This is a genomic window from Pseudomonas sp. FFUP_PS_473, from assembly GCF_002858665.1.
GTDB classification, from domain to species: domain Bacteria; phylum Pseudomonadota; class Gammaproteobacteria; order Pseudomonadales; family Pseudomonadaceae; genus Aquipseudomonas; species Aquipseudomonas defluvii.
In genome coordinates, this window is sequence record NZ_PJQQ01000008.1 from 38,534 (window position 1) to 63,877 (window position 25,344).

A 25,344-nucleotide genomic window follows, 5' to 3' on the forward strand; every position below is an offset into this window, starting at 1 on the left:
CGACGATCAGTCAGGTGTGCCAGCAGGACCTTGACGGTGATGGCGTTGCAACACCAACCGCATGATCCTTAGCAACTGCACGGATCACCGGTAGCATTCTCGCCTTTTTTTATAAACAATAGCGCGCGCAAAACGGCCGCTGCCTGCGGCCGCCATTAGTATTTTCTCTTTGAGCTTCCCATGCCTTCGACGACTGACATCACCCTTGAACTGGTGCAGGCCAGCCCTGATCAAATCGAACTGGTGCGTAACCTTTACCAGTTCTATGCCTACGAGTCCTCGGACTGGGAGCAGGAAGACGTTGAACTGGACGGTCGCTTCTATATCCACGATGAGCACCTGCAGCGCTACTGGCAAGAGCCGCAGTGGAGCGCCAACCTGTTGCTGGTCGACGGTTTCATTGCCGGTTTTCTGCTGATCGAGCGCAGTGACTTACCCGGTATCGATGCCCTGGAACTGGCGGACTTGTTCATTCTGAAAAAGTACCGCCGTAAAGGCATCGGGCGTGCTGTAGCGGCCCAGATGCTGATGAGTGCGGAGCATGCCTGGCTGGTGCGTTACTACTATCAGGATGAAGCCGCAGCGGCATTCTGGGGTTCAGTCATGGAGCACCTGCCGCGCGCGGTTCAGGCTATCGAGCCGGATGATGACCCCGAACTGTTGAGCTTCCTGCTACCGCGCGTGGTGCACTGAGTACGCGTAGGGTACTGAAAGCACTGCTAACCTTCGGCCAGGTAATGAAATCTTCATGAAATCGAGGTGTTTTCAGTTTGATTTCTACCGTGCTGGAATTTAGTTTCTGCACGCATTTCGCGGGTTCGCAAGGAGCCCGTCCTGGGCGATGCCTCTAGGCGACATTGCCGCAAGCAAACGAGGAATGACGGTAGCCTGATTGGGGGCTCTTGGCGGTGAGACAGTAAATTGCTGTTTTAAAACCGATTTTTTTGTTTTTGAGGCTTCCCATACAGCGCGAAAGTTGATAAATTTCGCACATTCCTGCAGCGGCGCTGGTTCGCAAGCTGCAGAATCATCAATCGAGTCATGGCACTCGTAGCAACAGATACAGGGGCGTCGCCAAGCGGTAAGGCAGCAGGTTTTGATCCTGCCATGCGTTGGTTCGAATCCAGCCGCCCCTGCCATTTTCTATCAGCATCCACGTATGGCTCAGCGCGCAGATTCTGCTCGAGTTCAGGGTGTTCGTCTTGTCGGGAAGTGCGATCTAGTGTTTCCTGAATCAGCAATATTTACCTCCATGTAACGTCTCTGGCATAGCACCGATTGGCCCACTGTCTTGTTCCTGTGCCGTGCGTTTGATGGCCGGGATCGGGGCCTTTACTGCCCCAATCCCGGCATTTCGGTTACTGGCCAGCCGACAGTGGTGGTGTGCGTGGTGGGATCATTCGTTTGTTCCCGGTCGATTCAAACGCGCAAGCAAGGTGCAACAAGTTTGAATCGTCATAGGCACGCCCAGCGAAGGTCAGCCCCACGGGCATACCGATGTCCTTCATCACGCCCATTGGTACGGTGACGGTTGGAACCCCGAGGTGGCGGATGGCGAGGTTGCCGTTGGCGACCCATACGCCGTTGCTCCAGGCAATGTCTGCAGCTTCAGGGTCGACATCGGCATTTGCCGGCCCAACGTCGGCTACTGTCGGGAAGATCACCGCATCCAGGCCAAGCCGTTCCATCCAGTCTTCGAGGTCGATCTTGCGGGTCTTTTCAAGCCCACGCAGCCCGTCTGGCACGGTCGGGATCTTGTCCCACGGCGTAATCCCGCGCTCGGCCATTCGCACGTATTCGTCCATGCCAGCGGCAAGGTCGCCCTCGCGGTTGGGCAGGGTACCCGGGTCGTGGGGGAAGATCAGTGGGCCGTTCACATCGACCAGACGGTTCAATTTCGGATCACCGTTGGCCTGCAGGAAGTCATCGAACGCCCAGGCGGTCAGATCCCACAGTTCGTGATGCAGGAACTCTTTGGACACCAGGCCTCGTGTAAACACGGTCGGCGCCCCTGGGCGATCACCCTCGCAATTGGAGACCAGCGGGAAATCGACTTCGATCACTTCAGCCCCGGCGGCTTCGAGTGCCTTGCGTGCGTCTTCCCAGAGCGCAATCACTGACGGGCGGGTATTGATGCGCTGCCCGGTCGGGCCACCGATGCCGGGGGCCTCAGAAGTGCCCGCTTCGGGGTCTGCATTGATGTACATGCGGGGAACGCCGAGCCGCTTGCCAGCCAGTGCCTCATGCTTCGCGGCAAGCGACAGGTAGGAGGCAGGACGAACCGAGGCGACACTCGGAATCGGCACCCAGGGCTGCATCCGCCACAGATCGCCGCGGGTGTCGGGATCTTCTGCGACCACCACATCGAGCACTTCGAGCAGGTCGGCCATGGTTCTGGCGTACGGCACGACAACGTCCATCGTCGGCGTCAGTGGCCAGTTGCCGCGCACCGAAATCACCCCACGCGAAGGCGTATAGGCGCACAGGCCGTTGTTCGAGGCCGGGCCGCGCCCGCTCGACCAGGTCTCTTCGGCCAGGCCGAAGGCTGCGAAGCTGGCCGCGGTGGCAGTACCGGCGCCGTTCGATGAGCCCGATGCGAAGGGGGCGGTGAGGTAGTCGGCGTTGTACGGGCTCTCTGCTCGGCCGTAGACCCCACGCTGCATGCCACCGTTGGCCATGGGCGGCATGTTGGTCTTGCCCAGGCAGATCGCACCGGCGGCGCGCAGCCGTTCAATGGTGAACGCGTCGCGATAGGCAATCAGGTCGGCAAATGCCGGGCTGCCAGAGGCGGCGGTGAGACCCTTGACCAGATAGCTGTCTTTGGCGGTGTAGGGGATGCCATCGAGTGGCCCCAAGGTTTCGCCCCTGGCCCGACGGGCATCGGAAGCCTGCGCGTCCTTGAGTGCGTCGGGGTTGCGAACCACCACTGCATTGAGCGCGGTGGCTGTGCCAGGGGCGTCATAGGCGTCGATCCTGGCGAGGTACGCCTGGACGAGCGCGACCGCTGTTGTCTGCCCGGATTCGAGCGCCGCACGCAGGTCGGCAATGGAAACCTCGGTTACCTCGATCATGCTGCGGGTGCTCCGTCACACGGGGAATTGGATACTGGGATGTCAGTTGTCTGAACAGGGTGTCTCATGTCGGTTCTCATTGCACGGCAGGGGCCGGGCTTGCACGCTGGGCCGGGTAAGCGCTTGGGCGTCCTGTCTATCAACACACCAGGAGCGGGTGCGTTAGTGTAACGGTTTGCTGCTACGGTCGACTTCTATTGAAGCGGCACGTTCTGGCAGTTATTGGTTGCAATACGGCCTGTGACGCACGTCAGTGTGACGTTCTGATAACCATCAGCACATTGCCATTCCCGTCCAGGGTTCAAGGGGGGGAGGCACTCCCTCGTCGCACCCCTCAAAAATAATGCAGTTTCCCCTCATTTTTTTGCATTACCGCCAGCGTACTCATCTCCTTCAGAATCCCTGCGCAATCGAGTTTTGCCCCGCATGGCTGCTTGCGCAAGGTGTATCGCTCGGTATTGACGGTGCGTGTTTTTTCAAAAGGTATTTGCTCCTCCCATGTCTACCCGTGGTCTGCGTCACTGGCTGCAGCGCCTTGCCCCGGCAACGCTGAATATCCCCCCCAAAGAATGGTTTCGCGCCGGTCTTGGCGCGTTGCTCGGTGTTTTGCTCGCGGGCACGGTGTGCAGCGCGCTGTTCGGCAGCGCGGTGGCCCTGCATCTGCTGGGGCCTTTGGCGGCGTCGGCCGTGTTGCTGTTCGGGGTGCACTCCGGGGCGTTGTCACAACCGTGGCCGCTGATCGGTAGCTATGTCATCGCTGCATTGGTGGCGCTGGGGCTGCACCACTGGATCGGCCCCGGGCTGCTGGCCGCCAGTTCGGCGCTGATGTTGGCCATTCTGCTGATGTGCCTGCTGCGTTGTCTGCATCCGCCGGGCGGGGCACTGGCGGTGAGCCTGGCATTGGCGGACCCCTCGCTCGCTGTACTCGGTGTTCAGGTCCTGGAGCCCGTGTTGCTCAACGCCTTGTGCCTGTTGCTGGTGGCGGTGCTGTACAACCGGGCAACCGGGGTGCGCTACCCAAAGACGGCTGCGCCGCGCAAGGACTTGCACCATACCCTCGACCCATTGCCGAGTGAACGGGTAGGGGTCAGTGGCGAAGATCTGGATCAGGCGCTGGAAGCGTTGGGCGAGTTTGTCGATGTCACCCGTGATGAACTGGAACGAATCATCATGGCCACCGAGCAGCAGGCGTTGAAGCGTAGCCTTGGCGGGATTACCGCAGCCAGGGTGATGTCACGGGACGTACAGTTCGCCACGCCCGGCACCACGCTGGAGCAGGCCTGGCAGCAGTTGTCAGGTCATCATGTGAAGGCTTTGCCGGTGCTCGATGAGACGAAGCGCCTGGTCGGGATTGTCAGCCTGAGTGATTTGATTGGCCCGGCCATGGCCCAGCAACGGTTCAGTTGGCGTGCGCTGTTTGGTCGGCGTCAGCCGGTGCGGCTCGAGACGATCATGAGCCGGCGTGTGGTCAGTGTCGGCAGTCAGCAGCAGGCGGTCACGCTGCTGCCGTTGCTCTGTGAGCAAGGGTTGCATTGCCTGCCGGTGCTGGACGGTGAGCAGGTGGTAGGGGTGATCACCCAGACCGACCTGATTGCCGCGCTCAAGCGTCAGTTGCTCAGCAAAGTGGCAACGGTGCGCTCAGATCTGCGGGTCCCAGCGTTGTGACCAGTCATTGTCGCGGGCGACGACTTCGCGTAATACGCTGAACGCCTGTTGCAGCACCTGCGAGTCGCGTTCGCGGGCATACACCAGGTAGGTGGGGTAGGTGAATTCGGGCGCTTGCGGCACGCGCTCGAACACGCCGCTGTCCAGGTAGGCTTGTACCACGCGTGTGCGAAAATAGCCGCTTCCGCCGTGTTCGAGTATGTACTGCAGGGCCATCGGGCCGAGGTTGAAGCTCAGTGCCGGGCGGGCGCATTCGGGCAAGGCTGCATCGTGCAGGCGGCGGAAGACATCGCCCCAATCAATGTAGACGTAGGGTTCGGGCGTGCAGGCCTTGCGAATGCGGATCAGCTTCTCTTCCATCAGTTGCTCGACCTGCAGGCCCGGGCCGTAGCTTGGCTGATAGACCAGCACCGCGTCGAGTACCCCTAGCTCCAGCTCTTGCAGCAAGCTGTTGCGCTCGCCGACTTCACAGCGCACGGCATGGTTTGGCAGTTCCCGCTGCAGGGCACTGACCCAATTGAGCATCAGTGGGTTGCACAGGCTGACTTCGCCGCCGATGTGCAGCACCTGATGGCAGCCATCGGGCAGCGGCAGGTCGCGGCGCGCGGCTTCCCAGGTTTGCACCAGTTGGTTGGCGTACACCACGAAGGCTTCGCCGTCGGCGGTAAGGCTCGCGCCGCTGCGGCTGCGCACGAACAGTTGGCAGGCCAGTTGTTGTTCGAGTTTCTGCACTCGGGCGGTGATGGCGGTCTGTGTGACGTGCAAGCGCTCGGCCGCCGAGGCCAGGCTGCCGCAACGGACGATCTCAAGAAAGGTTCGGGCCAGCTCGATATCCATGAATGCACCTGATCAGCAAGGTGGCCATTCTAGTGGTTTTGTCGGGCATGGGGCGAGGTGTGTGGGTGAGGCAGCGCCGGCAAGGCCGACGCCGGTTTGGCAGGGGCGGTGTCAGCCGCGCAATGCACTCAATCGTAGAGTGCCGGCTGGCGGTCCTGATGTACGTGATTGTTGGCGCTGATGCGCTTGTCGCGAGCCTCGCTGAGGTCCAGGTGGGCGAGGATGATTGCAGGGTCGGCAGCGGCGCCGTGAAGTGGCCCGGCCAAGGGGTAGCCGTTGGCATCGACAATCACCGAGCCGCCGACCCAGTCCACACCGCGTTCAGTGCCGCGACGGTCGCAGGCAGCGATATACAGGCGGTTGACCGAGGCGTTGGCCTGCACCCGCACCACTTCAGCAGGACGCTCTCCGGCAGGGCGAGGGCCGTCCGGCCAGTTCACGGGGGCGCACAGCAGTTCGGCGCCGGCCAGTGCCGGCAGGCGCACCCATTCAGGAAACTCCAGGTCGTAGCAGATCATCATGGCAATGCGGCCAAAGCGCGTCTCAACCACCGGCGGCGGGCAGTTGCCGGGGGTAAAGAAACGTTTCTCATCGTTCCACAAGTGCGCTTTGCGGTACACGGCCTGCACGCCGTTGGCATCGATCAATGCCGCGCTGTTGTACAGCTCGTCGCGTTCGGTGCGTTCGCAGAAGCCGCCGACGATGACGACATCCAGCTCCGTGGCCAGCACCGCCCATTGGCGCAGGGTTTCACCGTGGGCGGTTTCAGCCAGGCTCAGGGCTTCGGCCTTGTCGATGAAGACGTAGCCGCTCTGTACCAACTCTGGCAGAACCACCACCTGCGCGCCCTGGCTGGCTGCCGCACGTATGGCGGCCAGTGCCTGTTGCCGATTGTGCTCAAGGTCGCCGACCCTGGGGGCCAACTGGCAGCATGCGACGGTGAGGTGTGTGGGCGTTGATTTCATCGTGTGGCTTCCTCAAGCTGGCGGTCGTTGGCGGCCAGCAGGCGTTGTTCGGCGTTCAGGTCCAGGGTTCGACAGAGGCGTGCATAGATCACACCGGTTACCAGCAGGCCAACGGCGAAGGCAATGTCGGCACCGCCGAGGGCGGCGGCTGCGGGGCCGGTGTAGAAGCTCAGCGACATGAACGGCACCATCGCCAGCAGGCCGATGCCGTAGGCGCTCAGGCCGGCCTTGCCCCAGGCGCCGTAAATGCCATTGGGATTGAAGATCTCGCTGATCACATAGTGACCCTTGCGCACACCGTAGAAGTCGACGAGGTTCACCGCCGTCCATGGCACCAGGAAGTACAGCATCAACAGGATGAAGGTGTTGAAGCTGCCCAGGTAACTCTCGGGAATCGCCAGCGCGACGATGAAGACGATGGCAGCGATGATGGCAATGCCAGAGACGCGGATTTTCAGTGACGGGGTGACTTTGCGGAAGCTGTCGATGGCACTGATGCTGGTAAGCATCGCCCCGTAGCAGTTGACGGCCATGATGCCGACCAGCGCCGGTATCGAGATCAGTACGGTAAAGGTGCCCAGCCCCGGGATGAACTGGTTGCCCACTTCACGCACGCTGCCGATGGCATCCGGCGATGGCAGGGCCGAGGCCAGGAAGGCGCCGAGCGACATCAGCCACAGGGCCGATCCGGCCGCGCCGAGGTAGGTCCAGAACACCACCTTGCGGGCAGGCGTATCATGAGGCAGGTAGCGCGAGTAGTCAGAGACGTACACCGAGTAGCTGATCTGGTAGCCCGCTGCTGCAGAGAGTTGTACCAGGAAGGCACCCCAGGAGAAGTGTGCGTTGTCCAGGGCCGCATCGGCCTGCAGGGTCATCACGGCGCTGACGGTCAAGGCGCCGAACACCACGATCATCACGTAGGTCAGCCAGCGTTGAACCGTGTGCAGCAGGTCGTGACCCACCACCGCCAGCACCACGGCAACGGCGATGACGCCCAGGTACCAGGGGGCACGCTGGCCGGGCAGTACGGTGTTGATGGCGTCAGTGGCGAGGATAACGTTGAACACATTGAAGCCGATGTACACGAACACCACGGCAGCGAAGGGCACGATGGCGCCTTTGAGGCCGAACTGGGCGCGTGACTGGATCATCTGTGGCAGGCCCATGCGGGGGCCCTGGTTGGCGTGAAAGGCCATGAAGAAGGTGCCGAAGCAGACGCCGATAATGATCGCAAGTATCGAGTACAAGGCGCCGAGGCCCAGTGCGGGGCCGGTGAACCCGGTGACCATGGTGGTGAGGACGAAGTTGCCGGTAAACCAGAATGGTGCCTGATGCCAGACCTTGCCATGGCGTTCGGTGCGCGGCACGTAGTCGATGGAGCGAACCTCGATTTTCGGTCGAGCGGTGACCTTGTTGGCGTTGCTCACTGGGAACCTCATGTCTTGTTGTTGTGTACGCGTGTAATGGGCCCGCACTGGCGGACATAAGTGGGGTGGATGTTCCGACAGTGAGTAAGGTCGAGGGAATCGGCGTAGGGAAATAATTACTTCAGAAATTTCTGAAGTAATACCGGCGGTTACTTGAGACCGGTCATCAGGGCTTGACTTCACGCGCCAGCAAGGCGCGTTTGCGCTCTACGCCCCAGCGGTAGCCCGACAGGTTGCCGTCGCTGCGCACCACGCGATGGCAGGGGATGGCCACGGCCAGTGTGTTCGCGGCGCAGGCCTGAGCCACGGCGCGCACCGCCTTCGGTGAGCCAATGCGCTCGGCGATCTGCGCGTAGCTGGCGGTGCTGCCCGCCGGGATTTCGCGCAAGGCCTGCCATACCCGTTCCTGGAAGGCCGTGCCCCGCACATCCAGAGGCAGGTTCAGACCCAGGGCCGGGGCTTCGACGAAGCCAACCACGGTGGCGATCAGTTGCTCGAAGTTGGTGTCTGCGCCGATGAAATTGGCATTGGGGAACATGTCTTGCACGTCGTGCAGCAGCTGTTGCGGGTCGTCTCCCAGGAGAATCGCGCAAATACCCCGCGCGCTCTGCGCGACCAGAATCGAGCCCAGTGAGCACTCACCCACGGCAACGCGGATATCCAGGTGCTGGCCTCCGGCGCGATAATCACTCGGGCGCATGCCAAGCAGGTGGTCCGAAGCCGCATAGAAACGGCTGTTGGAGTTGAAGCCCGCCTCATACAAGGCATCGGTGACCCGGCCGCCGAGGGCCAGTTGCTCGCGTACCCGGCGCGCGCGGTGGGCATTGGCGTAGCCCTTTGGGGTCAGGCCGGTCACGGACTTGAACACCCGATGAAAGTGAAACGGGCTCAAGCCGGCATAGGCCGCCAGGTCAGCGAGTGAGGGGAGTTCAGTGCTGCTCTCGATCAGCCGGCAGGCATCGGCCACTCGCGCTGCATGCTGGGCCAGCACTATGGACGGCAAAGCCCCGGCACGTTTCGAGGGACGATAGCCGGCCGCCTCTGCTGCCTCTGGCGTGTTGAAAAACTCGACGTTTTCCGCTCGCGGCAATCGGGCAGTGCTGCCCGGGTGGCAGTACACGCCGGTGGTGCGTACGGCATAGACAAACTGCCCATGGGCGGTCGTGTCGCGTGCCAGTACGGCTTGCCAGCGCGGGTCTCGCTCCACTGAAGTGGCCGGCACTGTGGTGCTGTCCTTGTCTGTGTTCATAATGCTGTTCCCGCTGTCAGTGACCTACAGGCTGCACGTTAAGCTGCTATCCGCAGTGAGGCACTCCGACTCTTGCGGTTGAATTCCATCGACAGCATGAGTCACTCATCGAGACACGATGAAACGGTGTTTCGTCAACCCGCCTTACGGAAGGTGAAGTTGATGCGTTGCGCGCCCATCACTGAATGCAGCGCCTCCTTGATTGGCGCTACACCATGGTAACGCAACCGGTCTTCACCACCCCAGACCACCACATCGCCATGAAACAGTGGCACGCGTTGGGGCTTGTCGGCCCGGTGATGGCCGCCAAAGAGGAAAGTGGCCGGGATGCCCAGAGACACCGAGATTATCGGCCAGGTGTAGTCGCGTTCATCTTTGTCCTGGTGAAGGGACATCCGCGAACCGGGTTGATATTGGTTGACCAGGCAGGCATCGGGCACAAAGTCGGGGAAACCTGCTGCGTTTGCCGCCGCTGTCGCCAGCGCCAGAAACGCGCCTGGAAGTTCCGGCCAGGGCTGCCCGCTGGCGGGGTCGATCGGGCTGTAGCGGTAGCCGCTGCGGTCGCTCGTCCAGCCCAGATGCCCGCAGTTGGTCAGGGCCACGGACATGCTGAAACCGCCTGGGGTGACCATGTGCCGAAACGGCGCGACTTCGCAGATGTGGGCCAGGGCCGGCAGCACTGCCTCGACAAAGGGCAGGGCAAAGCCGCGCAACACGCAGGCCTGTTGTGCCAGGGGTTCCATGGCCTGCGTCGGTGTGTGCAGGCCTTCAAACAGATCGAGTGTGCTCATGGTGCTTGCTTCGCGGTTGTGAGGATGCGGCCATTTGGCCCGTCACATCAGCACCAATGTACTCCATTACGTGGGCTCTGGGCTCAGCTGCGCGCCAGCCCGTGCCCAGTGGCCGGTCAGGCCGCGCGTTCGCCGCACAGGTCCAGGGCGAACCAGTGTTCGGCCTCGTCCACACTCAGCCCGGCGCCGAGCAGGGCGAACAGCTTGCCCAAGGCCGCTTCCCGGGTCATGCCGCCCCCGGAGACCAGGCCGACATCGCGCAGGCGGCTGCCGGCGGCGTAGGTGTCGAACAGCACGCTGCCTTGTGGGCACTGGCTGATGGCCGCCAGCACTACGCCGCGCTGACGCGCTTCACTCAGCACTTGCAGCAGTGCGGCATCGTCGGATGGCCCGGTGCCGCTGCCGTAGCATTCCAGCAGCAAGCCCTGGATGCCGCTGTTCAGCACGCTGCGCAGCTGTTCAGCTTGAAAGCCGGGGAACAGTGGCAGCACCGCCAGCTTGACCGGTGTGCGTGGCTGGCGATAGCACAGGCGTGCTGGCAGTGTTTCAGCGCGAGCGCCTTCACGATGACGAGGCAGTTCGGCGAACGCATCGAAGGCTTCGCTGCGCAGCTTGATGGCACGGGCACCGTGCAGCTGGGCACCGTGAAAGTACAGGTGTACGCCGTCCTCGATACCCGAGGCCATGATGCCGAGGGCACCCCTGAGGTTTTGCCAGGCATCGCTGTTTGGTGCGCCCGCCGGCAGCATCGAGCCGGTCAGCACCACTGGAACATTCAGGCCGAGCAACAGGAATGACAGCGCCGCTGCACTGTAGGCCAGGGTGTCGGTACCGTGCAGCAGCAGGACGCCGTCGTGGCCATCTTCGACCACGGCGTTGACGATGGTGTCACGCATGGCCAGCCAGTTCGCTTGCTGCATGTTGGCGCTGTCCAGCAACGGTTCCAGTTCAAGCAGGCGCCAGGCAGGTGCCGGTGTATCGGGGTGCTCCAGCAGGTAATCGTGCAAGCGTGCCTCGAAGCCGCTGGCCGGGGCCAGGCCTTGTGGCGTTTGCAGCATGCCGATGGTGCCGCCGGTATAGAGGACAAGAAGGTTCTTTACTGCGCGCATGGGAAGCGTCCAGGCAGATGGAAAGTGCGGTGTGAAAGATCGCGGGAGCGGTGGCAGGGAAGGCCGCCCCGGCATAGGGCGGCCTTCAGGTGGTCACTCAGCGTTGCGCCGGTGCCAGTTGGGGTTCAGCGTGCGCCGGGCTTTCGGCGTGTTGGCCCACGGGCCAGGCTTGCGGGTCCAGGTCGAGGTCGGCGAAGCGTGCGGCGTCGAACACCGGTTGTGCGATACCAGCACGGCGCTGCTCGTCATAGTCGCGCATGACCCGCAGGCCGACCTTGAACAGCATGGCCAGGGCGGCCAGGTTGACGAAGGCCAGGCAGGTCATGGTGATGTCGGCAAAGGCGAAGACGGTGGAGAGGTCTTGCACCGAACCCCACAGGATCAGCAGTACCACCAGGCCACGGTAGGCGATCAGCACCAGCCGGTTGCGGCTGAGGAACTGCAGGCTGGTTTCGCCCAGGTAGTAGTTGTAGAGGATGCAGGTGAAGACGAACAGCGACAGCGCAACGCTGACGAACAGACGCCCCCAGTCACCGACTACCGCGGCCAGCGAGTTCTGGGTCAGGGCGATACCGTCACCTTCAAAACCTGGTGTGTAGAAACCCGACAGCAGGATCAGCAGGGCGGTGCAGGTGCAGATCACGAAGGTGTCGAGGAACACGCTGAAGGCTTGTACCACGCCTTGTGCGGCTGGGTGGCGCACCGCGGCAACAGCGGCGACGTTAGGCGCACTGCCCAGGCCCGCTTCGTTGGCGAAAACCCCGCGCTTCACGCCCATGACGATGGCGCTGCCCAGCAGACCGCCGAATGCCGGGTCGAGGCCAAAGGCGCTCTTGATGATGGTTTCCAGCATGGCCGGCACGTGCTCGATCTGGGTGATGATCACGTATAGGGTGACACCGATGTAGGCCAGGGTCTTGACCGGTACCAGCAGGTCGGACACCGAGGCGATACGTTTGATGCCGCCGATGAACACCACGCAGAGCAAGGCTGCCAGGGCAAAGCCGGTCTGCTGTGGTTCAAAGCCAAACGCGTTTTGCAGCGAGTGGGTAACGGTATAGGACTGCAGGCCGTTGAAGGTGAAGCCATAGGTCACCAGCAGCAACACGGCAAACACTACCGCCATCCAGCGCAGTTTCAGACCATGCTGGATGTAGTACGCCGGGCCGCCACGGTACAGGCCGTCTCCGTCGCTGCGTTTGTAGACCTGGGCCAGGGTGCATTCAAAAAAGCTGCTGGACATACCGACCAGTGCAGTAACCCACATCCAGAACACCGCGCCTGGGCCGCCGAGGGTAACGGCAATGCCGACACCGGCGATGTTCCCGGCACCGACACGGCCGGCAAGGCTCAGCATCAGGGCCTGGAACGAACTCAGTTGGCCTGCCTGGCCGCGCAGCGATTCCTTGAACACACTGAACATGTGGCCGAAATGACGGAACTGGACGAAACGAGAGCGCAAGGTGAAGTAGCTACCCAGTCCGACGATCAGCACGATGAGGAGTTTCCCCGAAAGGAAATCGTTGAGCGCTTCGAGCATGAAGAGACCTCGATTCTTATTGTTTAAGTGAAAGACAAACGACCGCAACAGTGCGGTGCAGGCATGGCGCGCATGGTTGGCCAAGAAAAGCCTGGTTACAATTTCGCGGGTTGATCTGAAATGATGCGACTTGATGCTAAGCTGGCGCCGCTAGCATCAATCGGAAGTGCATCAATGAGTGAAAACCTGGGCGTAAACCTCAAACTGGCTTGCAGCCACTACCGCTCTATCTCGGAGGTTTGCCGCCAGCTGTCGATCAACCGTGGACAGTTCAACAAGTACCTCAGCGGCCAGAGCCAACCGACGCCTTACAACCTCAAGCGCATCGGCGACTTTTTCGGTGTCGAGGATTACGAGCTGGGTTTGCCGCCAGAGCAGTTCGCCCGTCTCATCGGCGCGCGCGTTACCGTACTGCCTGGCGCCGGTCAGGAGGACCCGCTGGTCGAGTTGCTGCGTCCTTTGCGTGATCACGGCGGTAACTTGTCGCGTTACTGCGGTTACTACTTCGAGTACTCCAACTGCATGTCGGTGCCGGGCTCGATCCTGCTGTCACTGGTGCACTTGCGCGAAGAGCGAGGTACGTTCCTGTTCGAACGCCAGGAGCGTCAGGAACGTACCAGCAGCATCGACGTACAGGCCGACGACTGGGTGCGTTGCCGCTACCTGGGGGCAGCGTTCCAGCTGCAGGACCGCCTGTTTCTGGTCGACTACGAGTCGTTGACGGTCAACGAGATGAGCCAGACCATCCTCATCCCCAGCTTCAAAAGCCGCATCACCCGCCTCAATGGCCTGAAGACCGGTGTCTCCAGTGGTGACCGGCGCACCCCGACCTGCACCCGAGTGGTGTGGGAGTACCTGGGGCCGGAAATCAACCGTATCAATGCTTACCGTCAGGTCCGCTTGTACCGGCCGGATGATCCGCGCATCGATGATGATGTGCGTGCGCGCCTGGAGGTCGGGCCCATCCGTAACGGTTTGTTCGAGATTGACTGAGCGTCGTCAGTAGCCGGTCATCTCCAGATAACCACGCCCGGGGTTGCTGCCCAACAGTTGCACCGGGCCTTCCCAGTAGGCAACGGTAGTACCCATCCAGGCGTGTGGTTGCAGGGCCGCGACCTGTACGTCCAGGTTGTGCGTGGCGACTTGCAAGCGCCAGCGAGTGGGGAGCTGCTTGCCGTTGTCCTGGCGCGTCCAGGCTTGCGGGTCGAGCTGGATTTGCTCGCTTCGCAACGGCTCGGCGTGGCCGTCGGGGCTGATCCAGGTACCTGCTCGATAGGGCTGGCCGTCGCGTTGGCGCACCTGGAACAGCATCAGCTTGGCGCCGTTTTCCAGGTGAAGGGAGAACCAGTCCCACCCCTGTTGTGTGTTGCTCAGCGGCTGGCTGCTCCATTCCCGGTCGAGCCAGGCGCGTCCCGTGACCGGGTAGCGTTGGCCATGGCGCTCAACCTCGCCACTGACCTGATAAAACGGTTGGCTGTAGTAGTACGACGCTTGGCCCTGGCCAGACTTCTCGCTGTAGCCGCGGTCGCCATGCAGCACCAGCGGCCCTTGGCTGATCAGTTGCAGGCGATAGCTGAAGCCGTTGCCGGTAGCGCGCATCTGCAACTGGTCAAGCCCTTGGCCTGCCGTGCTGGCCAGTGACCAGTCGTCGATCCAGGCACGGAAGGGGTACGCGTCGACACCCGCCTGGCCGATGCCGCCACGGGCAAGGGTCTGGCTGAACTGATGGCTGGACGCGCTGCTCAGCGCGGCGTGCCCCAGCCACACGGTCGGGCTGGACCAGCCGGCTACCTCGGCACCTGGGCGCAAGGCGGAGCGGAACAGGGTCCATTGCACGCCCCAGTCATGTCCTTGCTCGTCGGTGAGATTGGCCGTGACGTACCACCACTCGATGCGGTAGCCCGCATGGGCGCCGTGGTCAGCAGGAAAACTCAGCGCTTGTCCACGCACTACCGGTGTGTAGGTCGCAGTTGCCTGGCCAAGCCCGGCAAAGCCCTCAGTCGCTGGCGGGGCCTTGTCGCACCCGCTCAGCAGCAGGGCACAGGCGATGATCCGGACCTTACGCTTCATCGGCGAATTGCCTCAACAGGTCAGCCGGTTGGCTACGCAGCAGTTGCCACAACGGCCCGATGGCCGCCAACAGGCTGGTCAGCAGGCCCAGTACAACCAACTGCAGCAGTTGTGATGGAAACACCTGCAACGGCAGCCGCCAGCCAAAGGCCTGCACATTGACCACAGCAACCAGGCACCAGGCCAGTAACAGCCCCAAGGGGATTGCCAGCAACACCGTCAGGCCGGCCAGCATCAAGGTTTGCCCCAGGCTCAACCAGGCCAGCGTGCGCCGCTCGACACCCAGCGCCCACAGCGGGGCCAACTGCCCGAGGCGGCTCTGGCCAAGGGTCAGCAAGCTGATGAACAGCGCCACTCCGGCGACCGCCAGGGTCAGGCTGTTCAGCGCAGCGGTGGCGACGAAAGTGCGTTCGAAAACCTCGCGGGACCAGCGTTTGAGGGACGCCTGATCGGTCAGCTGGTTGCTGTCCAGGGCAAACTGTTGTTGCAGCTGCGCCATCAGTGGCGCTACCTGCTGTGCGGCCAGGCGCACGCTCAGGGCGTAGAAATCCGCCTCGGGCCAGTAGCGTTGTAACCAATCGGCACTGACCAGCAGGTGCCCCTTCGGGTTGCCATAGTCGGCATACACCCCGACAACCCCGAGGCTGGGCGCTGCAGCCGGGGCAGGCAGTGACAGGCGATCACCCAGGCTCAGGTGAAGGTGGCGGGCCAGTTGTTCGCTGAGCATCACGCCCTGGCCGGTGGCCAGTTGTCGCCAGGCGTCATCCTGTTGTTCAAGTAGCGTCCAGTGCTGCGGGTAGTAAGGGTGATCGGTGATGCCAAAGAGCTGGGCGGGCCAACCCTGCAGGCGCAGTTCTACGCGCCATCGCGGCAGCACGGCTTCGACCTGCGGCTGGGCAGTCAGCCAGTCATTGATCGCCTGCGCTTGTGCAGTATCGCGTGGGCTCAGGTAAAGCTCGGCGGCAAGACGCTGGTCGAGCCAGCTCATGAAGGTCTTGCGAAAGCCTTCGGTCATGCTGCCCACGCCCACACTAGCGCTCAAGGCCAACAGCAGCGCCATCAGGGCAAGGGCCAGCGCCGGTAGCTGTTGGCGGCTGTCGGCGATGAACCAGTGCGCCAGCGGCCGCTGACAGTAGCGTGCGAGCAGCAGCAACGCTGCGTCGAGCAAGGCCGGTAGTAGCAGAGCGGCGGCCAGCAACAAGGCGGTGATCATCACAAAGGCGATACGCAGGCTGTCACCGAACCGCCAGCAGGCCAAGGCCAGCAGCGCCAGGCCAACCGCCAACAGGACCTGGCGGCGCAACCAGAGGCTTTGTGCCGCCTGCCAGGCGTGTGGTTGTGCCAGGGCCAGCAGTGGCAGGCGAGCTGCGCGCAACAGGCTGTTTGCTCCGGCCAAGAGTGCACCGAGCAGGCTGATGGTCAGGCCTGTCAGCCACCATGTGGGTGACAGGCTCAGTTGCCCGGCCACCTGCACACCGTAGAGGCCGCGCAGGCTGGCAGCGACGTCATCCAGCAGCAAGGCCGCCAGCAGGTAGCCGCTGAGCACGCCGGCCAGACCGCCCAACAGGGCAAACAGACCAAGCTCAAGTGCCAGTGCGCTGACCAGTGCGGCGAGGCTTACGCCGCAGGCGCGCAAGGTGCGTAACAGGCTGCGGCGTTGCTCCAGGGCCAGGCCAATGGCGGCGTGCACGATAAACAGGCCGACCAGGAACGCCAGCAGGCCAAGGGCGCTGAGGTTCAGGTGGAAACTCTCGGTCAGGCGCTGCAGGTCCTGTGCGTCGCTTGAAGTGTGCAGTTGCAACGTGCCAGCCAAGTTGGCCGGCAGGCGCGGTGCGCTATCGGCGAAGGCCGCTGGCATCAGCAGCCGTGAAACCTGCCCTGGCGCTTTCAGCAGTGTTTGCGCGTAGCCAATATCGACAACGATCACCCCAGGGGCCAATTGCCCCTGCACGTGCAGGGGCGGCAGGTATTGACCATCTTCGGTCTGCACCTGGGCGCCCGGTTTCAGGCCAAGGCGTTGCAAGGTGTCCGGGCCGACCCAGGCTTGCCCGGGCGGGCCAATGAAGCCGCCAAGGTCGAGTCCTTCGTTGGCTTGCCCGGCGATGGCTGATCCCTGGGGCAGGGTGAGCGGTTCGATGCCGATCAGCCGCACGTTAAGCGCGGCATCACCCACAAGGTTCAGGCGGCCTTCGAGCAGCGGCGAAACGGGCCAGCCCTCACGGCGCAGCGCAACATAGACCGCTTGGCCGATGTGCGGGCCTTGGCGTGGTGCCCAATATGCCTGCGCCACGCCGCCGAGTACGGCGCTGGCCCGGGCGTAGTCGGCCCGTGCCTGGGTATTGAGTGCCTGTACGCCGGCCCACAGTGCGGTAGCCAGCCAGAGCCCGGTGAAAATGCTGAAGCACTGCAGCGGGTGGCGCCGCCAGTGGCTGAGCAGGGCCTGGAGGCTGATCCTCAGGCTGCTCATTACACCGCCTGGGGCTGGACACGGCCCAGGTGCAGATAGCATTGCCGGGACAGTCGGGCAGCCAGGCGTGGGCTGTGGGTGACCATCAACAGGCTGCTGCCGGCCTCACCGACCAGCCGCAGGAGCAGCTCGAGTACTGTGTCGCTGCTGGCTTCGTCGAGGCTGCCCGTCGGTTCGTCGGCCAGCATCAGCGAGGGCTTTGCTGCCAGCGCGCGGCCAATGGCCAGGCGTTGCTGTTGGCCACCGGAAAGTTGTTCGGGGTAACGCTCAAGCAAGGGGCGCAGCCCCAGTTGTTCGGCCAGGTAGGTGGCCCAGGCGGGGTCGTGACGCTCTGCCAGGCGCGCTTGAAAGGTCAGGTTCGCGGCCACATCAAGGCTGCTGATCAAGTTGTACTGTTGGAATACCAGGCCAATGCCGAGCCGTCGCCAGCGTGCCAGCTCCGCTTCCCGACGCCCTTGAAGCGGTGTGCCATCGATCAGAATGTGCCCGCTGTCTGCCCGTTCCAGGCCTGCGATCAGGTGCAGCAGGGTGCTCTTGCCGCTGCCGGACTCGCCCATCAACGCCATGCTCGTCCCGTTGGGCAGGTGCAGGTCTACGCCCCGCAGAACCGGCAGTGTGCCTTGGGCGGTGGTGAAGGACTTGTACAGGTTTTCGACCTTTAGCATGGGTAGCACACTTGCACGGGGAGCACCTGAGTAGGGTAGGCCATCCGCTGGATGCTATCGAGGCGTCCACCTCAAACCCGGATCCGCCTAGCCGCTGGGCAGTTCCACCTCCGGGCTAAGGGTACCCAGCCAGGCCACCAGGCCAAGAACGATCACCGCTACCGATAGCTCCAGGACCATGCTGCGCCGCAAGGCGTTGATAGCGCTTTGGTAATGGCCGGTTTGTAGCGAGGTTTCCAGCAGTGGGCTCAACTGGAAGCGATTGAGTGCGGCAAACACCAGCATGCCAGCAAACAGTATGAGTTTGAGCGACAGCAACCCACCGTATGTGCTGTTTGTCAGCGGTTCCAACGTCATCCCGACGATCAGCAGGTAGTTGACGACGCCGGTGAGCACCAGCACAACCACGATCAATGTCCCTGTGACTTCAAAACCCCTGAGCGCCTGGGCCAGTGCCCGCAGTTGCTGGTTTGCTGTGGGGTGATTGGCCTTTAGCAACCAGGCAAAGGCGAACAATGCTCCCAGCCAGCCACCTGCGGCCAGCAGGTGCGCAATATCGCTGGTGAAATGCAGGTAGCGCCTGTAGCCATCGTCCATGGCACCGTGTCCGCTCCAGGCAAGGGTTGCCAGGGCCACTGCGCCACACAGCATCACCAGCCACTGACCCACGGGTGAGTCGCGCCCTACGCCGAGGGCTACGAGGGTCGCGAGGGTTAGCGCGCCGATGCGCAGCCACCACATGTGCCCGACATCGGTTTCCATCAGTACCATCTGCAGCATGTGCGGGTGCAGTTCAGTGAAATCTGAGGCGCCACTCATCGTTTTCGTCAGTTGCAGTATGCCGAGGGCCGACAACAGCACACCCAACACGGCGCCAGAGGCAAGCAGTGCGCTGAAGCGCGCTGCCGAGCTTTCGGCCACAACCTGCGTCGCAGGGCTGTACAGGCGAAAGGCTGCCAGCCCAAAGAGCAGCATCAGGTCGATGCAGAGCACCAGACGCAAGGCGATGTTGAGCAGGTCATCCATGCTCTCAGTTCACCGTGAAGGTAACAGCGCCGGTAATAGGGTGGGTGTCGGAAGATACGGCTCGCCATTCGACCTTGTAGGTGCCCGCACTGAGTGGCGCTGCCGGCGTGATGAGCATGGCTTTCGGGTCACTGCTGCCACTGACCGCGGCTTTGACGGCCATCGGGGCGTGCGCCATACCCTGCATGCCGGTCATCATCAGTTTCGCGCCTGAGAATTGCGTCACCAGGTTCTCGGAAAAGTGCAGTTCGATTTTCGCCGGTGAGGCGACAGTGGCGCCCTCTGCCGGGCTGGAGGAGAGCAGCTTGGGATGCGCTTGAGCGCTGAGGCTGAGGAACAGACCGGCGCTGAGTGCGGCAGCGACGCTGAGTGTTTTCAGAGGGGACATGCAAGGCTCCTGACGGCCTGGGCCGTGGTTGGGTTAGTGTGTGGTGGGCTTCAAGGGGGGGCCGCTGTTCAGAACCACATGCGCACGCCCATCACCAAGCGTGCCTCGCTGCGGTCTTCACCGTCGTCAAGGGCGTAATCGGCGGTCTTGCCATACGTACGATTCCAGGTAACGCCAATGTAAGGTGCAAACTCTCGACGGATTTCATAGCGCAGCCTCAGGCCTACCTCGGTATTGGCCAATCCGGAGCCTGTAGCCCGTTGCGGGTCGTTTTGCCGTAGAGGTTCAGTTCAGCCGTTGGCTGCAGGATCAGGCGGTTGGTGAGCAATACGTCGTACTCACCTTCAAGTCGAGCGGCCGTTTGACCGTTCTCGCCCACGTAGGCGGTTGCCCTCGTTTCGAGGTCATACAGGGGCATGCCTTGCACCCCCAGTGCTGCCCAGGTCTGGGGATCTCCTGGTTTGAAGTCCTGACGTATCCCGCTGACGACGTCCCACCAAGGGCCGATGGCATGCGCCCAAAGCGCCTGCAGTTCTGCCTTTTCGGTGACACCGTTGCTGCGCTCACCTTCGGAGCGTACCCACAAACGGTTCAGGTCGGTGCCAATCCAGCCGTTCACATCCCAGTTGAGTACGGCGCCATTGTCCGCGTCCTGCCATTCGAGCTTATCGATCAGCACCTTTGAGTTGATCGCGTCATCATGCATTTGATGGCCGCCCGCGCTCTCGAAGACGGCTGCGCGATCAGCGTCGGTGAGCACCGGAATCGGTGTGCGACTTTCCTGCGTTGCACTTGGGGCCATGCCCTGCATAGGGCTGTAATCCATACCCTGCATCTGGGAAGGATCCATGCCTTGCATCGACTGTTCCTGCGCCACCGCCACAGGGAGGTGCAATAGCCCCAGGCTGAAAGCCACGAGGCTTGCGCGCAACGGTTTCGCGGTTTTTTCGATGTTCATGCCGTTCTCCTACTCATCTACCCGTACTTCGCGGAACATGCCCATTTCCATGTGGTACATGAGATGGCAGTGATAGGCCCATCGACCCAGTGCATCGGCGGTGACGCGGTAACTGCGCTTGGTGCCGGGTGGCATGTCTATCGTATGTTTGCGAACCATGAAATTGCCGTTTTCATCTTCCAGATCGCTCCACATGCCGTGCAGGTGTATCGGGTGCGTCATCATGGTGTCGTTGACCAGGACAATACGGATTCGCTCCCCGTACTTGAGCCGAATCGGCCCGGCATCGGCGAACTTGATGCCGTCGAACGACCACGAGAACTTCTCCATGTGGCCGGTCAGGTGCAAGGTGATCGTGCGGCTCGGTTCGCGGCCATCGGGGTCCTGGAAGGTGCTCTTCAGGTCAGCGTAGGTCAGTACGCGTCGGCCATTGTTTCTCAGGCCCATGCCGGGATCACTGAGCTTGGGGGCCGGGGCCATGGTTTGCATGTCTACCAGTGGATTATCGGTTTCAGAAGCTGGGTGGTGCTCCATGCCACTCATCGCGCTCATGTCATGCATGCTGTGCTCAGGCGTTGTGCCTGGCTGGCCATGGTCCATGCTCTGCATGCCATCCATGGTTTGCAGGCCGTCCATGCTCTGCATTCCATCCATGCTCTGCATAGCCCCTTGGTCCATGTTGGTCATATCGCCATGGTCCATACCGCCCATGCCCATGTCGCTCATGCTGATCTGCGGCCGTGGGTCGAGCGTTGGCACAGGAGCGCTCAGCCCTTCGCGTACGGCGAGTGTGCCCCTGGCAAAGCCGGTGCGGTCCATTGATTGGGCAAAGAGGGTATAGGCCTCCAGGGTCGGTTCGACGAGCACGTCATAGGTTTCGGCCACGGCAATACGTAACTCATCGACACTTACCGGCGTGACGTATTGGCCGTCTGCTGCGACGACGGTCATTTTCAGGCCGGGAATGCGCAGGTCGAAGTAGCTCATGGCCGAGCCGTTGATAATCCGCAGCCGTAGCCGCTCACCCGGTTTGAACAGGCCGGTCCAGTTAGCGTCGGGAGCGTGCCCATTGAGCAGGTAGGTATAGGTGGCTGCACTGATGTCGGCAAGATCGGTGGGGTTCATCTTCATCTGTGCCCACATCTTTCGATCGGCTACAGTGGCGGCCCAGCCGTTCTTGCCGACATCATCAATGAAGTCACCGACGGTACGCTTGTGGTAGTTGTAGTAGTCGGACTGCTTCTTCAGCTTTTTCATGACATGCGTCGGGTTTTCGTCGGTCCAGTCCGACAACATCACCACATAGTCGCGGTCGTAGCTGAATGGCTCGGGTTCCTTCGCGTCTATGACCAGCGGCCCATAGACACCAACCTGTTCCTGAAAGCCGGAATGGCTGTGGTACCAGTAGGTGCCGTTCTGTTTGACCTTGAATTGGTACACATACACACCACCCGGCTCGATACCGTGGAAGCTCAGGCCGGGTACGCCGTCCATGTTCACCGGCAGGATGATTCCGTGCCAATGAATCGAGGTATTTTCTTTCAGACGGTTCCTGACTCGCAGGGTGACCGTATCACCTTCACGCCAGCGCAGTAGCGGCCCTGGCAGGCTGCCATTGATTGTCATGGCGGTACGTGGCGTACCGGTGAAGTTAACGCCCATTTCACCAATGGACAGATCGAAGTCGTTGCCGGTCAGTACATTCGGCTGGCCAGGGCTGGCAATCGCCCATACTGGCGTGCGCCACAGGCCGCAGCCTGCCAGCAATCCGCCTGCGGCCAGGGCTTTGACAAAGGTGCGTCTGGAGGTCTTGGAAGACATGCCTGTGGTGTCCCGTCAGTCAGAATCTCTCGATTGGAGAGAACGTGTTATCTCAGGGCGGGAGGCATTTTTGCGGATGCCAGGCGCCATGGACATTACGATGCCACAGCGCAATCGGGCAGGTGATTACATTTCAGTCAGGTTGGCTGATTCAGGGCTGGGTACCCTTCGCCCCCTGATCGCTCTCGAGGATATCCGAGAAGCGGCCAATGGCCTCGACCACCTGTTTGGCACCCACGTGAATCGCCTGCATGGCAGCGCCTGCTTCCTCTGCGAGTGCCAGGCCTTGTTCGGCCTTGAGGGTGCTGTCGTGCATGCTTTTGACTGCTTGCTGGGCAAGCGCCTGACTGCGCGCCACCACCTCGCCGATTTCAAGGGTGGAGGTACTGGTGCGTGTCGCCAGGTTGCGTACTTCGTCGGCCACCACTGCAAAACCGCGGCCCTGTTCACCGGCGCGTGCCGCTTCGATGGCAGCATTGAGCGCCAACAGGTTGGTTTGCTCGGCAATGGCGCGAATGGCGCCAACAATGCTGCCAATTTCCTCGGACAGCTGACTCAGCGCATTGATGTTGCCGGCGGCCTCCCGAAGTTCCTCGGCAATGTCCTGTACCCGGCTGACCGCCTGGGCAACCACGGCCGTGCCCTGACTGGCATGCTCATTGGTTTCACGCGAGGTTTCGAAGGCCAGCATCGCCGCCTGCGACTCGGACCGGCGCTGCTCGATTCTCTCAGTGATGTCGCTCGCCAGTTTCATGACCCCGTACAACTTGCCGTCGACGTCGTAGAGCGGATTATAGGTAGCCTGTAGCCAGACGTGTCGGCCTTGCCTGGCTACGCGCTGGAACAGCCCCGAACGCGGTTCACCTCGGCACAGGCCTAGCCAGAAATCTTTATAGGCGGCGTCGTGCACTTCACTGGGCAGGCAGAAGGTGCTGTGGTGTTTGCCACGAATCTCTTCCAGGCGGTATCCCATGGTTTTCAGGAAGTTATCGTTGGCGTTCACCACCTTGCCCTGCAGGTCGAACTCGATCACTGCCATCGAGCGATTCACCGCATCCATTACGCTGGCGTGCATCTGGTTGCGCAGCGTACCTTCGGTGATGTCGGAGGCCACTTTGATGACTTTTTCAACCTGGCCATTGGCGCCGCGAACCGGCAGATAAGTGGCCTCCAGCCAGACCGCTCGCCCCGTGCTCGACAGGCGCTGGAACTCACCACTGACAGGCTCGCCTTGTTGCAGGCGGCGCCAGAGTGCCGCGTATTGCGGGCTGTTGGCATACTCGTTGGTGCAGAACAGGCGGTGATGGCGGCCCATGAGGGCGCTCAGGGAGTACCCCATCAGGGTGAGGAACAACGGGTTCGCATCGAGAATTTCACCGCTAGTGCTGAATTCGATGATTGCCATCGACCCGCGCAGGGCCTCGTGTTCGGCGTTCCGCTCGGCCAGGCGCTGCTGGCAGGCATCCAGGGCGTTTTTCAGAAGGGTGGATTTACGTGTGAACATGCCGGGAGTTCCAGAGAGAAGCGTAGCGTGAGAGTCGCAGAAGGCAATTTGATACTGTCGTACCATTGTGCACCAAATACTTGTACATAAGTAATTCTATGTACAAGTATTTTGGGGTGAGGTGCCTGGCTGCACCAGGCAGTCACTTGGTGGGTCACACCCGTGCCATGTGCTGGCCACGCGCAGCAGCAAGCATCTGCGTGGGCCACTGGTATTGAATCCGAAAGGTTTTGACTCGTAAATTGAGCTTTAGGCGTAGGCTTTAAAGGGGTATTGCAAGCGCAGGTGTTCTGCTTTTCTAGCCAGTCACAGGGCTCTGCCGAGAGGGAGGCGTGTATGCGCAACGAATCGCGTGAGCCGGGTGAACCCGTCAAACGCCTGTTTTTCGCCTTGCCTTGTGCGCCGGCACAACGTCGAGCCATTGCTCAATGGCGCGGTGCTCTCCACGTGGACAGCGGGCGCCCGGTGCCGGTCGACAATTTCCACGTCACGTTGCTATTTCTTGGTGCCGTTGCGGTATCGTAGGTTCCTACCCTCTGTACGGCGGCTGCGACTGTTGCGCGAGCAGGCCAGCACTTGACACTGCCACTTGATCGCCTGGAGGTGTGGCGTCAGTCCCGTGTGCTCTTGCTGACTTCCGTGCAGACGCCGCTGCTGCTGCGTCAACTGGTCTATGCCCTGCGGGAAGCCATGTTGCCGTTGGGCTTCACTGAGTTGCCCAAGGATTTCCGGCCGCACCTGACACTGATGCGCGACTACCGTACTGCCGTCCCGGAAAGCAGCGCGCCGCCGGACTTTCATTTGAACACCGGCCATTTCACGTTGTTCGAGTCCCATAAAGGCCAATATCGACCTGTGGGCGAGTGGCGTTTAGGCGGCTAGCTCAGGGTACTGCCACGGCCTTGGTGTTGCCTCGCAGCCACTCGCCGGGTGATCTGCCGAACTGCTGACCGAAAGCCGCAATGAATGCTGACAACGACTCGTAACCGCACGCCAGCGCCACATCGGTCACGCGGTCGCCACGCTCCAGTGCCGGTAGCGCACTCAGCATACGCAGGCGCTGACGCCAGGCACGAAAGGTCAGGCCCGTCTCGCGTCGGAACACTCGGCTGAGGGTTTTCTCCGAAACGCCCAGCTGGAAAGCCCAGGTCGCGAGCCCTGTTGCATCGTCGGGGTGCTCCTGCAAGCGCTGGCACAAACCACGCAGTCGTTTATCGCCGGGCAGCGGTAAACGCATGTCTTGCTCAGGCGCGCTGGCGAGTTGATCCAGCAATACCTGCACCAGACGACCATCGGCGCCGTGTTGTTCGTAGTCCACCGGTAGGGCGCTGAAGGTGGAGATCAGTTCGCGTAGCAGCGGGTTGATGCCCAGTACGCGGCAGTCGGTGGTACGCCTGCAGTTGGCAGCTTGGTCCACGTACAGGCTGCGAATACAGGTGCCCGACGTGCAGGTCACCCGATGCACGGTATTGGCGGGTATCCATACCGCGCGGTGTGGCGGTACGACGTAGAACGCGTGTTCGGTATGCACTTCCAACACGCCACTGATGGCATGGGACAACTGCGCCCACGGGTGGCGATGGGCGTAGCCGAGCGCAATGTTGGGTAATGCGTGTGCATGGCCGTACACCGGCCGCGGCAGCCGCTTGAGCGCGGCGAGGCGTTGTGTGGGGCGTATTGCGTGTTGTCCGTTTGGCGACACTGGCAGCGTTCTGGCGTTAGTCGGAATGGGCCACAGACCGTATCGTCTCGCCCGGCAAGCTTCAAGCCTAACCTCATTTGCCAGGACGT

General features: G+C 61.9%; 19 protein-coding genes, 1 tRNA gene and 2 pseudogenes. 5 read left to right on the forward strand and 17 right to left on the reverse strand.

The features are described 5' to 3' along the window. The first annotated feature begins 180 nt into the window (after positions 1–180). Both CYD26_RS07465 and CYD26_RS07470 read left to right on the forward strand, forming a co-directional pair. Positions 181–693 (forward strand): GNAT family N-acetyltransferase, encoded by a 513-nt coding sequence (locus tag CYD26_RS07465; RefSeq protein ID WP_065761197.1) that lies wholly within the window; start codon positions 181–183, stop codon positions 691–693. Between the two features lie 371 nt (positions 694–1,064). Continuing rightward, a tRNA-Gln gene (locus CYD26_RS07470) sits at positions 1,065–1,139 on the forward strand. Between the two features lie 219 nt (positions 1,140–1,358). On the opposite strand, the gene CYD26_RS07475 is transcribed toward CYD26_RS07470, so the two are convergent. Then, the gene (locus CYD26_RS07475; RefSeq protein WP_102052255.1) at positions 1,359–3,071 is read right to left on the reverse strand and encodes an amidase; all 1,713 of its coding nucleotides are present in this window, start codon (positions 3,069–3,071) and stop codon (positions 1,359–1,361) included. A 498-nt stretch (positions 3,072–3,569) separates the two neighbouring features. Between CYD26_RS07475 and CYD26_RS07480 the strand changes: the two genes are divergently transcribed. Next, positions 3,570–4,736, forward strand: coding sequence for an HPP family protein (locus CYD26_RS07480; protein ID WP_099774668.1), 1,167 nt, complete (start codon positions 3,570–3,572; stop codon positions 4,734–4,736). On the opposite strand, the gene CYD26_RS07485 is transcribed toward CYD26_RS07480, so the two are convergent. The 7 genes from CYD26_RS07485 to CYD26_RS07515 all read right to left on the reverse strand — a co-directional run bounded on the left by CYD26_RS07485 (position 4,710) and on the right by CYD26_RS07515 (position 12,654). Then, complete coding sequence (locus tag CYD26_RS07485) at positions 4,710–5,573, reverse strand: LysR family transcriptional regulator (protein WP_102052256.1); 864 nt, start codon at positions 5,571–5,573, stop codon at positions 4,710–4,712. The genes CYD26_RS07480 and CYD26_RS07485 overlap by 27 nt on opposite strands. A gap of 128 nt (positions 5,574–5,701) precedes the next feature. After that, complete coding sequence (locus CYD26_RS07490) at positions 5,702–6,538, reverse strand: nitrilase family protein (RefSeq protein WP_102052257.1); 837 nt, start codon at positions 6,536–6,538, stop codon at positions 5,702–5,704. Then, entirely contained in the window at positions 6,535–7,965 is a 1,431-nt protein-coding gene (locus CYD26_RS07495; protein WP_099774674.1) for a cytosine permease, read from the reverse strand. The genes CYD26_RS07490 and CYD26_RS07495 overlap by 4 nt, the downstream gene beginning before the upstream one ends. Positions 7,966–8,131: 166 nt before the next feature. Next, positions 8,132–9,214, reverse strand: coding sequence for a bifunctional DNA-binding transcriptional regulator/O6-methylguanine-DNA methyltransferase Ada (ada, locus tag CYD26_RS07500; protein ID WP_102052258.1), 1,083 nt, complete (start codon positions 9,212–9,214; stop codon positions 8,132–8,134). Positions 9,215–9,348: 134 nt separating this feature from the next. After that, positions 9,349–10,005 (reverse strand): DNA oxidative demethylase AlkB, encoded by a 657-nt coding sequence (gene alkB, locus CYD26_RS07505; protein WP_102052259.1) that lies wholly within the window; start codon positions 10,003–10,005, stop codon positions 9,349–9,351. 116 nt (positions 10,006–10,121) lie between these two features. Beyond that, positions 10,122–11,114, reverse strand: coding sequence for an asparaginase (locus CYD26_RS07510; protein WP_102052260.1), 993 nt, complete (start codon positions 11,112–11,114; stop codon positions 10,122–10,124). 97 nt (positions 11,115–11,211) lie between these two features. Further along, entirely contained in the window at positions 11,212–12,654 is a 1,443-nt protein-coding gene (locus CYD26_RS07515) for a sodium:alanine symporter family protein (RefSeq protein WP_099774681.1), read from the reverse strand. A 174-nt stretch (positions 12,655–12,828) separates the two neighbouring features. On the opposite strand from CYD26_RS07515, the gene CYD26_RS07520 reads away from it, so the two are divergent. Beyond that, on the forward strand, positions 12,829–13,647 hold the full coding sequence (locus CYD26_RS07520) for a helix-turn-helix transcriptional regulator (RefSeq protein WP_102052261.1): 819 nt from the start codon (positions 12,829–12,831) through the stop codon (positions 13,645–13,647). Positions 13,648–13,653: 6 nt separating this feature from the next. On the opposite strand, the gene CYD26_RS07525 is transcribed toward CYD26_RS07520, so the two are convergent. From CYD26_RS07525 to CYD26_RS07560, 8 genes and pseudogenes are all read right to left on the reverse strand, one after another. Continuing rightward, positions 13,654–14,724, reverse strand: a complete 1,071-nt coding sequence (locus CYD26_RS07525) for a lipocalin-like domain-containing protein (protein WP_099774685.1) — start codon at positions 14,722–14,724, stop codon at positions 13,654–13,656. Beyond that, a complete protein-coding gene (locus tag CYD26_RS07530; protein ID WP_102052262.1) occupies positions 14,714–17,191 on the reverse strand; it encodes an FtsX-like permease family protein in 2,478 nt (825 codons plus the stop codon). The genes CYD26_RS07525 and CYD26_RS07530 overlap by 11 nt, the downstream gene beginning before the upstream one ends. Further along, on the reverse strand, positions 17,191–17,856 hold the full coding sequence (locus CYD26_RS07535) for an ABC transporter ATP-binding protein (protein ID WP_099774689.1): 666 nt from the start codon (positions 17,854–17,856) through the stop codon (positions 17,191–17,193). The genes CYD26_RS07530 and CYD26_RS07535 overlap by 1 nt, the downstream gene beginning before the upstream one ends. Before the next feature lie 87 nt (positions 17,857–17,943). After that, a complete protein-coding gene (gene copD, locus CYD26_RS07540) occupies positions 17,944–18,882 on the reverse strand; it encodes a copper homeostasis membrane protein CopD (protein ID WP_102052263.1) in 939 nt (312 codons plus the stop codon). Positions 18,883–18,886: 4 nt separating this feature from the next. After that, complete coding sequence (gene copC / locus CYD26_RS07545; RefSeq protein WP_065761415.1) at positions 18,887–19,270, reverse strand: copper homeostasis periplasmic binding protein CopC; 384 nt, start codon at positions 19,268–19,270, stop codon at positions 18,887–18,889. A 68-nt stretch (positions 19,271–19,338) separates the two neighbouring features. Continuing rightward, positions 19,339–20,228 (reverse strand): annotated as a pseudogene (locus CYD26_RS07550) (copper resistance protein B). Between the two features lie 9 nt (positions 20,229–20,237). Beyond that, on the reverse strand, positions 20,238–22,049 hold the full coding sequence (locus tag CYD26_RS07555; protein WP_102052264.1) for a copper resistance system multicopper oxidase: 1,812 nt from the start codon (positions 22,047–22,049) through the stop codon (positions 20,238–20,240). A 151-nt stretch (positions 22,050–22,200) separates the two neighbouring features. Continuing rightward, the gene (locus tag CYD26_RS07560) at positions 22,201–23,553 is read right to left on the reverse strand and encodes a PAS domain-containing methyl-accepting chemotaxis protein (protein ID WP_102052265.1); all 1,353 of its coding nucleotides are present in this window, start codon (positions 23,551–23,553) and stop codon (positions 22,201–22,203) included. Positions 23,554–23,889: 336 nt separating this feature from the next. Between CYD26_RS07560 and thpR the strand changes: the two are divergent. Further along, positions 23,890–24,435, forward strand: a pseudogene (gene thpR / locus CYD26_RS07565) (RNA 2',3'-cyclic phosphodiesterase). Between the two features lies 1 nt (position 24,436). Here thpR and CYD26_RS07570 read toward each other — a convergent pair. Continuing rightward, on the reverse strand, positions 24,437–25,255 hold the full coding sequence (locus CYD26_RS07570) for a helix-turn-helix domain-containing protein (RefSeq protein ID WP_102052266.1): 819 nt from the start codon (positions 25,253–25,255) through the stop codon (positions 24,437–24,439). Positions 25,256–25,344 lie beyond the last annotated feature (89 nt).